Raw genomic sequence first — 13,635 nt, 5'->3', positions numbered from 1 at the left:
GGGCCGCGGGTGGCGTGCCCTACTCAGGCGCAACCACCCCGGCCCGTTCGGGGTCTGGGATTAACCAGGTGAGTTATTAGAGGCGCTCACCGACGTAGACAGCCAGGTCGACGAGGCGGTTGGAGTAGCCCCACTCGTTGTCGTACCAGGAGACAACCTTGACCTGATCGCCGATGACCTTGGTCAGCGGTGCGTCGAAGATCGAGGAACGCGGGTCGCCCTCGATGTCCTTGGAAACGATTGGGTCCTCGTTGTAGCCCAGAACACCCTTGAGCTCGCCCTCAGCAGCTTCCTTGATGGCAGCATTGACGGACTCGACGGTGACCTCGCTCTTCGCAGTGAAGGTCAGGTCGGTGACAGAGCCGGTCGGGGTCGGAACACGCAGTGCGTAGCCGTCCAGCAGACCCTTGAGCTGCGGCAGAACCAGAGCGACTGCCTTTGCAGCACCGGTGGAGGTCGGAACAATGTTCAGTGCAGCAGCGCGGGCGCGACGCAGGTCCTTGTGCGGAGCGTCGTGCAGACGCTGGTCACCGGTGTATGCGTGGATGGTGGTCATGAGACCGCGCTCGATGCCGAACTTGTCGTCCAGGACCTTAGCCATCGGAGCCAGGCAGTTGGTGGTGCAAGAAGCGTTCGAAATGATGTTGTGCTTCTCCGGGTCGTAGTCAGTGTGGTTAACACCGACAACGAAGGTTGCGTCTTCGTTCTTAGCCGGAGCGGAGATGATGACCTTCTTGGCGCCAGCCTCGATGTGAGCCTTGGCAGCGTTGGCATCGGTGAAGAAACCGGTGGACTCAATGACGATGTCGACCTCGTGCTTGCCCCACGGCAGGTCCTTCGGGTCGCGCTCAGCGTATGCCGCGATGCGCTTGCCGTTGACGGTGAGGGACTCATCGTCGTAGGTGACCTCTGCGTCAAGCTTGCCCATGATGGAGTCGTACTTGAGCAGGTGAGCCAGGGTCTTGTTATCAGTGAGGTCGTTTACAGCAACGACTTCCAGGTCAGCGCCCGCAGCGAGCAGGGAGCGGAAGAAGTTGCGGCCGATGCGACCAAAACCGTTAATACCTACACGAACCGTCACAATAATCTCCTTAATGGATTGGCGAATCGATGCCACTTGTCAGGGCGCTGATTGCGCTCCAACAGGTTCACTACAGAAGTGTACGTTGGGTTTTTCATTCGCGCAGCGGTGGTTTGGTGCGAAAATCCCAAATAAACGGAGATTTATCAAAAATTACGCACCTGACTAGGCATAACAGGTGCTTTACTCGTCAACTTCTTTGTCAAAAAGTTCGTCTGTAACGACTGCAGTTGTGGGGGGAATTCCGAGTTCGTTTGCTCTTTTGTCCGCCATGGAGAGCAAACGGCGGATGCGTCCTGCGACGGCGTCCTTGGTCATTGGCGGATTTGCCAGCTGCCCAAGTTCTTCCAGTGAAGCCTGCTTGTGCTCGATGCGCAGCTGTCCTGCAGACACCAAATGGTCTGGTACATCGTCACCGAGAATCTCTAAAGCACGCTCTACTCGCGCTGCTGCAATAACGGCCGCACGAGCCGAGCGCCGCAGGTTGGCATCGTCGAAGTTTGCCAAACGAGTGGCCGTCGCTCGCACTTCACGACGCATTCGCTGTTCTTCCCACTGCAGGCGAGTAGTCTGGGCTCCCATTCGCGTCAGCAGCGCACCGATTGCATCGCCCTCCCGGATGATTACACGATCGCCACCGCGGGATTTATTCTCCTTGCTCTTAGCCGTAATTCCGAGTCTACGAGCACATCCCACCAATGCAAGTGCCGCTTCTGCAGAGGGAGCAGTGACTTCCAAAGCTGAGGAACGCCCCGGCTCAGTCAGTGAACCATGTGCCAAAAAGGCACCCCTCCATGCAGCTTCTTGATCGATCTTCTGTCCCATGATCAGCTTGCGTGGTAGCCCACGTACGGGACGTCCTGCAGAGTCGATCAGGCCAGTTTGCCTAACGACGAGTTCCGCGCCATCAGTTACCCGCACGATGTACTTCGAGGTCTTTCGCAAGCCGCCGGGAGACAAGACATTGAGGCTGGCTTTGACATCGTAGAGTTCGGCCAGCATGGAGCGCAGGCGGCGTGCGACAGCGCCGGAATCCAACTCAGCCTCCAGCACAATCGAACCTGCCACCAGGTGGAGTCCTCCTGCGAAGCGGAACAGGGTCGAAATCTCCGCTGCCTGAGCGCTTTCCTGCGAAACTGACACGCGGGCTAGTTCGTCTTTGACCTTCGCCGTCAATGCCACGATGCTGTCCATCCTCATTTCATGTGTACGAGCTGGGTTTGGGCCTGGTTAATTTAGGTAAAATTAACCCCATTTGAGCTTTAGCAATAAACCTCAAGGATAGTATCCGGTACCAATCGAGTGGCAATTAGTTGATTGTCTATTGCATCCTCGCAGGAGAATGCATAAAAACCCTCGACTGACCGGACGCTTTAGAGGAACTGACGAAGTGCGACAGCTAGTTTCTCCGGCGAATGCCGACCCGTCAGAGCTCCGTGGTCATCAACTTCTTGCACATCGGCGAAGACAACCTGCGCGTCTAGGCTATCCGCCGCTCGCTGCAGGTATTCTCGTTCGGTATCCGCGAGCGGCGTGTTGTCGTCGACAAGCACGTAATTGAGCTTCAAGTTAGGTGCATGCTGCGTGAGCATATGGATGTGCCGTTCGGAAGAAAAACCGGCGGTCTCCCCCGGCTCGGCGACAAGATTCAGCACCACGACGGTTGTGGCATTGGTTTCTTGCAGAGCATCCCGCAGCCCGGGCACCTGAAGATGTGGCAGAACCGAAGTAAACCACGAACCCGGACCCAGCGTCACCAAATCGGCATTGAGGATAGCTTCAATGGCCTCCTCGGATGCCGGCGGAGTCTCAGGAATCAGCCGGATTCGGCGCACCTGGCCAGGTGTCGTGGCCACTGCGACCTGGCCACGGACCTGGCGCACAACGCGAGCATCCTGCTCCAAGCCAACGACTTCGGCCTCAATCTCTAGCGGGATCGGCGACATGGGCACGACGCGACCCCGGATTTGCAGCAACCGGCCAATTTCGTCAAGCGCGTCGACTTCATTTCCCATCACACTGGTGAGGCCAGCGATAATCAGATTGCCAATCGCATGCCCTGCCAGTGCGCCAGTTCCGCCAAAGCGGTGCTGCAGTGTCTTTTCCCACAGATCGCCTTTTTCCGTATCTGCGGAAAGCGCGGCGAGTGCCATGCGAAGGTCTCCAGGGGGAATCTGCCCCAGCTCACGACGAAGGCGACCCGAGGATCCGCCGTCGTCGGCAACTGTGACCACCGCTGTGACATGGTCCGCAACCTGACGGTCAGCTCTCAGCGTGGCAAATAGACCATGACCGCCACCCAGACTGGTAATTGATGTCAATTTCTACACCTCCACGAAAACCGCTAGTTGCGGTCAATATCGCGGTGGACGACGTTGACGTTGATCCCGGAAACTCCCTCGAGCTTCTTAGCCAGCGCCTCCGACATGGCCACACTTCGGTGATGGCCTCCGGTGCATCCCACAGCGATAGTCATAAAACCCTTGCCCTCACGGCGGTACCCGGGCAAAACCAATTCAATCAAGTTTGTGACGTTGTCCAAAAACCCCTGAGACTCAGGTTGGGACAGCACGTAGTCGGCCACGGCTTTGTTGGTACCGCGGCCCGCACGCAGCTCAGGTACCCAATAGGGATTGGGGAGAAAACGGACGTCGAAAAGCATGTCGGCATCGCGCGGCGCACCGTGCTTAAACCCAAAGGATTCGATGGTGATCTGCTGAATCTTGCTAGCGGTATCCGACAACTGATGCTCTAACTCACGGCGCAAATCGTGCACGCTCATGTCAGAGGTATCCACTACTAAATCCGACATGCCCTTTATTGGCAGCAACATCTGACGTTCAGCGGCAATACCCTGTGAAAGCGTGCCATTTTCCTGCAGCGGATGGGTGCGGCGGACAGAGTCGTAGCGGGCGATGAGGGTGTCGTCGTTGGCATCAAAGAAGATGACATAGGGCTGGCGCCCCTCATTGCGGAGTCCGTCGAGCACCTCCCCCAAACTGCCGGCGAACGCGCGCGAGCGCACGTCGGTGACGATAGCGAGGCGCTCTACTGGAGAGTCCGCTTCAAACGACAACTCGACCATGCGCATAATCAACTCCGGGGGCAGGTTGTCTGCGACATACCAGCCCATCTCCTCCAAGACGCTGGCGGCCGTATTGCGTCCGGAACCGGACATGCCGGTAATCAACACAAGTGACTTTTCAGCCTGAGGGGAATAACCCGAAGTAATCATGCCATCACTCTAATACAATTCCGCCCAACCGCTCTCGGTTTTACTAGCGGAAGTAAACCCCCTAGCACTGTTTCAAGTGCGGTTTTAGCCACTTGTTTACCTACTTCTACGCCTACTCTCCCGGACCGACATCCGAGTTTGGCTCTGACGACTTCTCGTCTGGATGGAGGTAATCGTAAACAGTTTTCGCGAGCATCGGCCCGAAACCAGCCACTTCTTCGATCTGCTCGACGCTGGCCTTCTTCAGCGCCGCAACGGAACCAAAGTGCTTGACCAACTCACTGCGGCGTGCTGGCCCCAGCCCCTTAATGCCATCGAGTACCGAAGAGCGCATGCGTTTAGATCGCTGCTGACGGTGATAATTAATGGCAAAGCGGTGCGCCTCATCACGAATTCGCTGGATTAGGTACATCGCTTCCGAATTACGCGGCAGAATGAGCGGCTCATCATCGTCGGGAATCCACAGCTCTTCTAAGCGCTTGGCAATTCCCACCAACGTCACATCGGTGACCTCGAGTTCATCGAGGACCGCCTGTGCGGCTGCGACCTGCGGTGCACCACCGTCGACGATGAACAACTGTGGCGGGTAGGCAAACTTGCGGTTACTCCGCGACTGCTCATCGACGGCATCAGTCGTCTCTTCGACGAACATCTCGCTTGCATCATCGGGCATGGCGAGCTTGTCCTCGTTATGGCGCAGAAAACGACGGCGCACCACCTCAGCGATAGAACCGACGTCGTCCGAGCGACCGTCACCCGCTGCATCTTTGATTCGGTAGCGGCGGTAGTCGGACTTCTTGGGCAATCCATCCTCGAAGACCACCAACGAGGCCACCACATCGGTGCCCTGAATATGCGAGATGTCAGTGCATTCGATACGCAGCGGCGCTTCATCCATAAATAGCGCGTCCTGAAGTTCGGAGAGAGCCTGCGATCGAGTAGTTAAATCTCCACTTCGCTTTAGCTTGTGCTGGCGCAGCGCTTCAGCTGCATTTTTCTGCACGGTCTCCATGAGCGTCCGCTTGTCACCGCGCTGTGGGACGCGAATATCCACATTAGTGCCACGAATATCGGCCAAAAATGCAGTAACCTCGTCAAGATCGTCGGGCGTGGCCTGGACGAGAATTTCGCGTGGCACAACCTGGGCGGCAGTGGTTGATTCATCGCCGTCGACATCCGCGTGCTTGGCGGCGTCGCCATAGAACTGTGTCAGGAACTGCGTTAGCAGCCCACCCAAGCTGGGGTCAGTTTCTCCCTCTCGAAACTCCGTAGTCGCGTATTCGCCGGACTTCTCCACTACCCAGCCGCGCTGACCGTAAATGCGTCCCGCCCGAACATGGAAAACCTGCACGGCCGCTTCCAGTTCGTCGGTTGCTAGCGCAATAAAGTCGGCATCGGCGGCGTCGGAAAGCACGACTGACTGCCGCTCCATGACCTTGTCGATGGCAGCGAGGTTGTCGCGCAGACTAGCGGCGCGCTCGAAGTCTAACTCGCCGGCAGCTTCCTCCATTTCCTTCTTTAAGCGCCTCGTGACCGGGCCCGTATTTCCCGACATGAAGCTGGTAAAACCACGGACAATTTCGCGGTGTTCCTCGGCACTGACACGGCCGACACAAGGTGCCGAGCATTTGTCGATATAGCCGAGCAAACAGGGCCGCCCCAGGGCTTGCTGCCGGTTGAAGACTCCCTTTGAACAGGTGCGGGCTGGGAAAACTCGTGTAAGCAAGTCGAGCGTTTCTCGGATAGCCCACGCGTGTGAATAAGGCCCGAAATAACGCACGCCCTTCCGGCGCGGTCCTCGGTAGAGAAAGAGCCGCGGGTACAGCTCTCCAACGCTGACGGCCAACATCGGATACGACTTGTCATCGCGGTACATCACGTTGAACCGCGGATTAAAGCGCTTGATCCAGGTGTACTCCAACTGCAGCGCTTCGACTTCATTGTGGACGACAGTCCACGTCACCTTCGAAGCGGACTGCACCATCTGGCGGGTGCGGGGATGAAGCCGAGTTAAGTCCTGGAAATAGTTAGACAAACGCGCACGGAGATTCTTCGCCTTGCCGACGTAGAGAACGCGCCCGGTTGAATCGAGAAAACGGTACACCCCCGGCTCCGTGGGAATGGTGCCGGGGGCGGGACGGTACTGAGAAGGGTCAGTCACTTACGGTGTCCTTAAAACGTGTCCTTGGGTTAGTCCTCCGGCATGAACTTGTCTTCAAGTTCACGGAACCGGCGGATGTCTTCCACGACGCGGCTGCCGTCGGCCGACTGGATCGCGAGCATCGGCACAAACTCAAAGTCAGGCAGCTCCAAGCGAGCCCAGCGGGACTTCTTTGGAAAACTCAGGCCGTAGATATCGACCCACGGGTAGAACTTCGCATTGAGCAGATTGCGGACTTCCACGCCCCTGGCATTGACGCGAACGCGAGCCCGAGTCAGTAGCAGAATCACCCCGGCGATGATCAAACCAATCATCGGGAAAGCCAGCTGGTCAATAATGGTCACCGAAGCTCCGGTGTTACCAAAGTCCACCACGATACCCATGAAGATATGGATAGCGAAAACCACAACTGCAGCGATAATCGCCCACAGACGCAGCTTTTGCGAGGTGATTTCCAACAGCCATTTGTCTTCGCTACCGGTGTCGACGGCAGTCGAATTGCTGTGGCGTTCGGAGTTACCCATTCTTACTCAGCTCCACCTTCACGAAGGGACTTCAACACTGCGACGGTATGCAGCGCTGCGGCCATGGCCTCGCGACCTTTATTCTCCGCGGCGCCCTCACCGCCGGCACGATCAATTGCCTGCTGTTCAGTGTTGCAGGTCAACACACCATTGCCAACTGGCGTTTCACAGTCCAGTGCGATCCGCGTCAGGCCCTCAGTCACCGAGTCGCAGACATAGTCGAAGTGCGGCGTACCACCGCGGATAACGCACCCCAGCGCCACCACGGCGTCGTGAGTTCGCGCGAGCTGTTGCACCACAACCGGAATCTCCAGAGCACCGACGACAGTCACATCCGTGACTACAGCGCCGACCTCCTCGGCCTGGGACAGCGCTTCACGACGAAGCTGCCCAGTAATCTCCTCGTTCCAGTGAGAGGTGACCAGACCGACGGTCACACCAGTGGAATCGGGAACGGAAATTTCAGGAAGACCTGCGCCACTCATCTACTGTGCTCCTTCTGTCGAAATGCCGTGGGTCTCCATGTACTCATCCAACCAAGGAAGTTCATGGCCCATGCGTTCGCGCTTTGTCAACAAGTATTTCAAGTTATCCTCGTTGACCTCAACTGGCACCGGGACTCGGCGGCTCATCTCCAACCCATATCCGCCTAGGCCGGCACGCTTGGTCGGATTGTTCGTCAGCAGCGCCATAGTGGTGACTCCAAGATCCTGCAGAATCTGTGCACCAGTGCCGTACTCACGGGCATCCGACGGCAAACCGAGCGCAAGATTGGCATCAACGGTGTCAGCGCCTTCATCTTGCAGATGGTAGGCCTGCAGCTTCGGCATCAGACCAATGCCTCGGCCTTCGTGACCGCGCATGTAGAGGATGACGCCACGCCCCGCTTCGTGAACCATGCGCATGGAGTTGTGCAGCTGCTGACCGCAGTCGCAGCGGCGAGATCCCAGTGCGTCGCCAGTGAGGCATTCGGAGTGCACACGCACGAGGACGTCCTGACCATCGTTGGAAGACACATCCCCCACAACGAGAGCGACATGCTCAACACCGTCGATAAGGCTCCGGTACCCAATGGCACGGAACTCGCCGTAGTCGGTCGGCAGCTTGGTTTCGACAACGCGTTCAATCAAGTGCTCGTTGTGGCGACGGTATTCGATCAGCTGCTCAATGGAGATCAGCGCTAAATCGTGCTTGTCGCAGAAGCGACGCAGTTCCTCCGCGCGCGCCATACCGGTCGGGTCTTCCTCGGAGACAACCTCACACAGCACGCCAGCAGGACGAAGCCCTGCCAGGCGGGCGAGATCGACCGCAGCCTCGGTGTGGCCGGCACGGACGAGGACGCCACCATCGCGAGCTCGCAACGGAACCACGTGTCCTGGTCGGGTGAAATCGTGCGGGCTCGACGTGGGATCAGCCAGAGTACGAATGGTGTTCGCACGATCTGTGGCGGAAATACCGGTCGTACCGGTGTTGGCATCCACGGTCACTGTGTATGCGGTACCGCGGGCATCCTCATTCTCTGACACCATCGGTGGCAAATTCAGACGCTCGCAGTCCTCGGCGGTCAGCGGCGCGCAGATGTAACCAGAGGAATAGCGAACCATAAAGGCAACAAGTTCAGGCGTTGCCTTCTCGGCGGCGAAGATGATGTCGCCCTCGTTCTCACGATCTTCATCGTCGACGACGACCACGGCCTTACCGGCTGCGATGTCCGCAATGGCCCGCTCTACAGAATCGAACTTAATCACAGTCTTGTAGCTTATCTTTCCAACATTTTCTCGACGTACTTGGCTAGCACATCGACTTCCAAATTGACCTTGGCGCCTACCGCGGTCGAACCAATAACGGAGTCCGTCAGCGTCGTCGGTATCAGGCTGACCTCAAAGAACCCCTCGCCTACTGCAGAGACGGTCAACGAAGTACCATCCACGGCAATTGAGCCCTTTTCCACGACATACTTGGAGAGATGCTCCGGCAGCGAAATCCGCACTACTTCCCAGCGCTCCCCTGGCGTGCGCGAAATAACCTCGCCGGTGCCATCGACATGTCCCTGCACGATATGGCCGCCGAGGCGTTGACCCACTGCGGTTGCACGTTCGAGGTTGACCTTGGAGCCGACCTCAACCTGGCCGAGGCTCGACCTATCCAGAGTCTCTTGCATGAGATCAGCGGTAAAGAAATCATCGCCAAACTCCACGACGGTCAAACAAACGCCATTGACAGCAATGGAATCACCGTGGTGCACGTCGTCAAGCACGGTGGTCGCGCGAATGGTCAGAGTAATGGAATCGGCTTCGCGGTGGATTTCGCGAATTTCGCCGAGTTCCTCAACAATTCCCGTAAACATAGTGGTCAGGAAAATCCTTTACCGTTTGTTATAAATTGAAAGATTTTTACAAAATTAACTCTAGCCGGTCTACCCGCGATCTTTGCCACTGCGGAGAGCCGTAATCAAAATGTCATCTCCCAGAGTCTCGACCGCGACGGTACGAAAGCGCGAGATGTCAGTGATGGTGGTCTCATGGTTGGCCGATGTCACCGGCAAACCAGCTCCGAGAAACGCCGGGGCAATGTAAGACTCAATCGCGTCGACAGCATCGGCTTCTAAGAAAGCGCTGGCGAGCCGTGGGCCGCCTTCTACCAGCACGTCAATAAGTCCCATATCCGCCATTGTCTCCAGCGCCACTTCCACATCGTGAGTGCGAATGTGGCGGAAGTTATCGCCGCGGATATTCGCATCGGCGGCGACCTCCGAGGTGCCGATCGCGATGCGCAGGGGTTGCGTTGACAGCTCCTCGCCGTCTGGTGTGCGCGCGGTCAATCGCGGATTGTCAGCGAGCACTGTTCCCGTTCCGACGACAATCGCTTGCCGACGTGCACGATCGATATGTACCCGTGCCCGCGCCTGCTCCCCCGTAATCCACTGCGAGGTGCGGTCGGTAGCGGCGGCGAAACCATCCAGCGTGCCCGCCGTCTTCAGCGTGATGTGTGGGCGCCGAGTGCGCTGCCAGTGTAACCATGGACGCAGATAGCCATCCGCCACACGATTGCGTTGGAACTCCTCGACCACGTCGATTCCCTTGTATCGCAACCACTCGCTGCCGCCAGCGGCCACGGGATTAGGATCGGCGACCGCAAATATGACGCGGGAAACTCCGGCTGCCGCAAGTGCCTCGGTGCACGGTGGTGTACGGCCGATATGATTGCACGGCTCTAGTGTGACCACTGCAGTACCGCCCTGAGCTCGTGCCCCCGCCATTTCTAATGCTTGTGGCTCTGCGTGTCGGCCACCTACCGGCTCAGTTCCGGCCACTCCTACCGCAATCCCTGCGGTATCGAGGATGACGCAACCAATCGGTGGATTGGGATAGGTGGTGCCCCGAACTCGCTGGCCGGCTTCTATGGCCAATGCCATAGCTTGAGCGTCAGTCAGCGGCTGTGCGGAGACGAGATCCGGAAACTGTGCCACCGTGCTTCACCGCCGTCTACTTAGTTGCAGCAGTAGTGGCCAATGCGCGCAGCTCATCGACAGCCGCCGCACGATCATCAGCGCCGAAAACGGCCGACCCTGCAACGAAGGCGTCGCAACCGGCGGCGGCAGCGGATTCGATGGTCTTGGCGGAGATACCACCGTCAATCTCGATCAGAGTATCCAGACCTTCGGCATCAATGCGCTGACGCAGCTTCTCGACCTTGGTTAGCTGATCCGGCATAAAGGACTGGCCCCCGAAACCGGGTTCGACACTCATGACCAGCACCTCGTCGAATTCGGCGAGGTGATCCAGCCACGGCTCAATTGGGGTACCCGGGCGCAGCGAGAACCCGGCCTTCACGCCCTGGGAACGAATGTGGCGTGCCAGTGCGATGGCATCGTCGACGGCTTCCACATGGAAAATAACGGAGCTCGCCCCCGCCTTAATGTAGGTGTCGACCCACTTCTCCGGGTTCTCAATCATGAGATGGACATCCAAGTACTTGTCCGTCACCGCAGCTACGGCCTCCAGCACCGGAGCGCCGAAGGACAGGTTGGGAACGAAGTGGCCATCCATGACGTCGATATGCAGCCAATCTGCATTGGCTACAGCCTCAACCTCGCGGTCGAGGCGAGCGAAGTCAGCAGCGAGAATGGACGGGGCAATAATTGGTGCGCTCATAACCTCTGAGCCTAGTCGTTCTTGCGCAAAACTGAGAAGAACATCGCATCGGTACCGTGGCGGTGTGGCCACATCTGCACAGATGGATACGGTCCGACATCAGTCATCGGCGCTACCAACTCGTGTGCATTCAGCTCCGTCACCGGCAATTCCGTCACTGCCCTATCGACAATGCCCCTGGTTTCCCGCAGATGCGGAGAACACGTGGAATAGACGATGATGCCACCCGGCCGTGCCAGACGCACAGCTTCACTGAGCAGTTCAAACTGCAGCGCAGTCAAGGAGTTCAGATCGGACGGCGACTTCCGCCAGCGCGCTTCCGGGCGACGGCGAAGCGAGCCCAAACCAGAGCACGGCCCGTCTACCAAAATGCGGTCAAAGCCTGCCTCCAGCCCGGTATCGCGACCATCCGCAACGGTTACAGTCACTGGCAGCCCGGCCGTGGCCTTCTTCACCAGTTCTGCGCGAGTCGCAGATACCTCAACAGCGTCGAGCTTCGCGCCCTCAATAGCTGCGATGCCGCCGATGAAAGCTGACTTACCACCGGGGCCGGAACACAAATCTAACCAGCGGCCGCTGTCTTCACCGGCAACGGGTGCCATGGTGACGGCACGCGCAATGAGCTGAGAACCCTCGTCCTGCACCGCAGCCAAGCCCTGTCGGACCGGCTCCAATTCTCCTGGGGCACCGGAATCCAAGCGCACGCAGTACGGCGACCACGGTCCCTCTTCACCGCCGGTGATCAGTGCCAATTCCTCAGCAGTAATCTCGCCCGGACGAGCGACCAAGTGCACCAACGGGCGCGCATCGTCGGCAGCGAGTGCCTGCTGCAGCTCACCGGCTTGTGCACCGAGTGCGCGGGCAAACTCCATCGCAATCCAGCGCGGGTGGGCATGCTTCATCGCTACGTAGCTAATCGGATCGGTCGCAGGATCCGGCGCGACCTCAGCCACCCATTCGCCTTCGGTCTTCGAGGAAACCTTCCTCAAAATGGCATTGACAAAGCCGCGCGCACCAGGTCCCGCCACCTTCGCCACTGCCCGCACCGAGGTATCGACCGCAGCGTAGGCGTCGACGCGCGTACGCAGCAGCTGGTACGCGCCCAGGCGCAACACATCCATCACCGGTCCAGCAATATCGCTTAACGGGCGTGACGACGATGCCTCAATCACGGCATCCAACAGGCCTTCCGCCCGCAGTGTGCCGTACGTCAGCTCCGTTGCAAAAGCAGCATCCCGACCCTTGAGTTTGTGTGCCTTCAGCAACTTGGGCAGCAGCAGGTTCGCGTAAGCATCATTCTCGCGAACGTCGGCTAGTACCTTCAGTGCGACCTTGCGCGGCTGGTCAATGCCACCGCGATTGTCCCCACCTCGGTTGTCACGGTTACGGTTGCGGTCATTGCGGTTCTGTCCGCTGCGGTTGCCGCGCTGCCGTCCGCCACCGTTGTGGCGGGGTTTGTCGTTGCCCATTTACTCGCAGACCTTTCCGCCGGGTTGGCTACCTCGCGCCCAGTCGGACGCATCCATCATCTTCTTACCCTGTGGCTGCACCTTCACCAGCTGCACATAGCCATCGGCACAACGCACAGATACTCGGTGCTTCTCCACTACCAACTCACCCGGTGTGGCGGCTGCCGCCTCCGGAGCAGCTGCCTTTCGCACCTCGTCGACCGCGGCGCTGTCCTCGTCGGAAAGCAGGGTGAGCTCTCCGACCTTCAAACGTGCACCGTCGAGAGTCGTCCACGCACCTGGGGCAGGCGTGAATGCACGAGCGCGGCGGTCAAGAAGATGTCGCGGCTGAGTCCAAACGATTCGGGCATCCTCCGGCCCGAACTTAGCGGCGTAGCTGACATCCTGTTCCGGCTGAGCGGTCGGACGCAACGCACCGGCTTCGATGCCGTCCATGGTGGCGGCTAGAAGATCCGCGCCGGAGTATGCCAGGCGGGTCAAAAGGTCGTCGGCATTATCGGTCGGGCGAATCGCTTCGGTGACGGTACCGAAAACTGGTCCGGTATCCAGACCCTTTTCAATCCGGAAAGTACTGGCACCCGTGACTTCATCGCCGGCGGCGATAGCTGCCTGCACCGGCGCGGCACCTCGCCAAGCAGGAAGCAGTGAGAAATGCAGATTGACCCAGCCGTGCGTCGGTACATCGAGCAATTCCTCCGGCACGAGATTGCCGTAGGCGACCACCGGGATGCAGTCGGCGTTTAATTCGCGGATCTGCTGCTGGATCTCTTCATCGCGCAGGGTCGTCGGGGTGAGCACGGGAATGTCGTGTTCCAAGGCCAGCGCCTTCACCGGCGAGGGCGAAAGCGACTTACCGCGGCCACGGCGGGCATCGGGGCGAGTGAGAACAGCGACGATTTCATGACGGGAGTCTTCGAGCAACTTCTTCAGTGCAACGACAGCAGGTTCCGGGGTTCCGGCAAAAATCAGGCGCACAGTAAGTGGATTCCTTCCTGGTGGACCTAGTTGTTC

Annotated in this window: 13 protein-coding genes; all 13 read right to left on the bottom strand. The window is 58.6% G+C overall.

The window, feature by feature from the left end:
* Positions 1–76 precede the first annotated feature (76 nt).
* Entirely contained in the window at positions 77–1,081 is a 1,005-nt protein-coding gene (gap, locus tag HMPREF3135_RS04925; protein WP_048731894.1) for a type I glyceraldehyde-3-phosphate dehydrogenase, read from the bottom strand.
* A 183-nt stretch (positions 1,082–1,264) separates the two neighbouring features.
* Positions 1,265–2,263: a DNA-binding protein WhiA gene (gene whiA / locus HMPREF3135_RS04920; protein WP_048731892.1), complete on the bottom strand. Its 999-nt coding sequence runs from the start codon at positions 2,261–2,263 to the stop codon at positions 1,265–1,267.
* Between the two features lie 191 nt (positions 2,264–2,454).
* Positions 2,455–3,402, bottom strand: coding sequence for a gluconeogenesis factor YvcK family protein (gene yvcK, locus HMPREF3135_RS04915; RefSeq protein WP_048731879.1), 948 nt, complete (start codon positions 3,400–3,402; stop codon positions 2,455–2,457).
* A gap of 23 nt (positions 3,403–3,425) precedes the next feature.
* Positions 3,426–4,316 (bottom strand): RNase adapter RapZ, encoded by an 891-nt coding sequence (rapZ, locus tag HMPREF3135_RS04910; protein ID WP_005510809.1) that lies wholly within the window; start codon positions 4,314–4,316, stop codon positions 3,426–3,428.
* A gap of 112 nt (positions 4,317–4,428) precedes the next feature.
* Positions 4,429–6,477 carry an excinuclease ABC subunit UvrC gene (gene uvrC / locus HMPREF3135_RS04905; RefSeq protein ID WP_070438401.1) on the bottom strand — a complete coding sequence of 683 codons (2,049 nt, stop codon included), beginning with the start codon at positions 6,475–6,477 and terminating at the stop codon, positions 4,429–4,431.
* A 29-nt stretch (positions 6,478–6,506) separates the two neighbouring features.
* Positions 6,507–7,001: a PH domain-containing protein gene (locus HMPREF3135_RS04900; RefSeq protein WP_069358696.1), complete on the bottom strand. Its 495-nt coding sequence runs from the start codon at positions 6,999–7,001 to the stop codon at positions 6,507–6,509.
* Positions 7,002–7,003: 2 nt separating this feature from the next.
* Entirely contained in the window at positions 7,004–7,486 is a 483-nt protein-coding gene (gene ribH / locus HMPREF3135_RS04895; protein ID WP_016422726.1) for a 6,7-dimethyl-8-ribityllumazine synthase, read from the bottom strand.
* A complete protein-coding gene (locus HMPREF3135_RS04890) occupies positions 7,487–8,749 on the bottom strand; it encodes a bifunctional 3,4-dihydroxy-2-butanone-4-phosphate synthase/GTP cyclohydrolase II (protein ID WP_016422725.1) in 1,263 nt (420 codons plus the stop codon).
* Positions 8,750–8,760: 11 nt separating this feature from the next.
* Entirely contained in the window at positions 8,761–9,348 is a 588-nt protein-coding gene (locus HMPREF3135_RS04885; protein WP_016422724.1) for a riboflavin synthase, read from the bottom strand.
* Positions 9,349–9,417: 69 nt separating this feature from the next.
* On the bottom strand, positions 9,418–10,470 hold the full coding sequence (ribD, locus tag HMPREF3135_RS04880; protein ID WP_016422723.1) for a bifunctional diaminohydroxyphosphoribosylaminopyrimidine deaminase/5-amino-6-(5-phosphoribosylamino)uracil reductase RibD: 1,053 nt from the start codon (positions 10,468–10,470) through the stop codon (positions 9,418–9,420).
* A 16-nt stretch (positions 10,471–10,486) separates the two neighbouring features.
* Complete coding sequence (gene rpe, locus HMPREF3135_RS04875; RefSeq protein WP_016422722.1) at positions 10,487–11,155, bottom strand: ribulose-phosphate 3-epimerase; 669 nt, start codon at positions 11,153–11,155, stop codon at positions 10,487–10,489.
* 11 nt (positions 11,156–11,166) lie between these two features.
* Complete coding sequence (locus HMPREF3135_RS04870) at positions 11,167–12,624, bottom strand: RsmB/NOP family class I SAM-dependent RNA methyltransferase (RefSeq protein WP_070438398.1); 1,458 nt, start codon at positions 12,622–12,624, stop codon at positions 11,167–11,169.
* Positions 12,625–13,599, bottom strand: coding sequence for a methionyl-tRNA formyltransferase (fmt, locus tag HMPREF3135_RS04865; RefSeq protein ID WP_070438395.1), 975 nt, complete (start codon positions 13,597–13,599; stop codon positions 12,625–12,627).
* Positions 13,600–13,635 lie beyond the last annotated feature (36 nt).

It is taken from the genome of Corynebacterium sp. HMSC14H10 (assembly GCF_001807105.1).
GTDB lineage: Bacteria > Actinomycetota > Actinomycetes > Mycobacteriales > Mycobacteriaceae > Corynebacterium > Corynebacterium jeikeium_D.
Note: the sequence above shows the minus strand (reverse complement) of the source record. Positions and strands in the feature narration are given on the sequence as shown.

Bases quoted from the DNA above. Each gene is read 5' to 3' on its own strand.
- rapZ (WP_005510809.1), bottom strand. From the start codon at position 4,316: ATGATTACTTCGGGTTATTCCCCTCAGGCTGAAAAGTCACTTGTGTTG.
- HMPREF3135_RS04900 (WP_069358696.1), bottom strand. From the start codon at position 7,001: ATGGGTAACTCCGAACGCCACAGCAATTCGACTGCCGTCGACACCGGT.
- ribH (WP_016422726.1), bottom strand. From the start codon at position 7,486: ATGAGTGGCGCAGGTCTTCCTGAAATTTCCGTTCCCGATTCCACTGGT.
- HMPREF3135_RS04885 (WP_016422724.1), bottom strand. From the start codon at position 9,348: ATGTTTACGGGAATTGTTGAGGAACTCGGCGAAATTCGCGAAATCCAC.
- rpe (WP_016422722.1), bottom strand. From the start codon at position 11,155: ATGAGCGCACCAATTATTGCCCCGTCCATTCTCGCTGCTGACTTCGCT.
- HMPREF3135_RS04870 (WP_070438398.1), bottom strand. From the start codon at position 12,624: ATGGGCAACGACAAACCCCGCCACAACGGTGGCGGACGGCAGCGCGGC.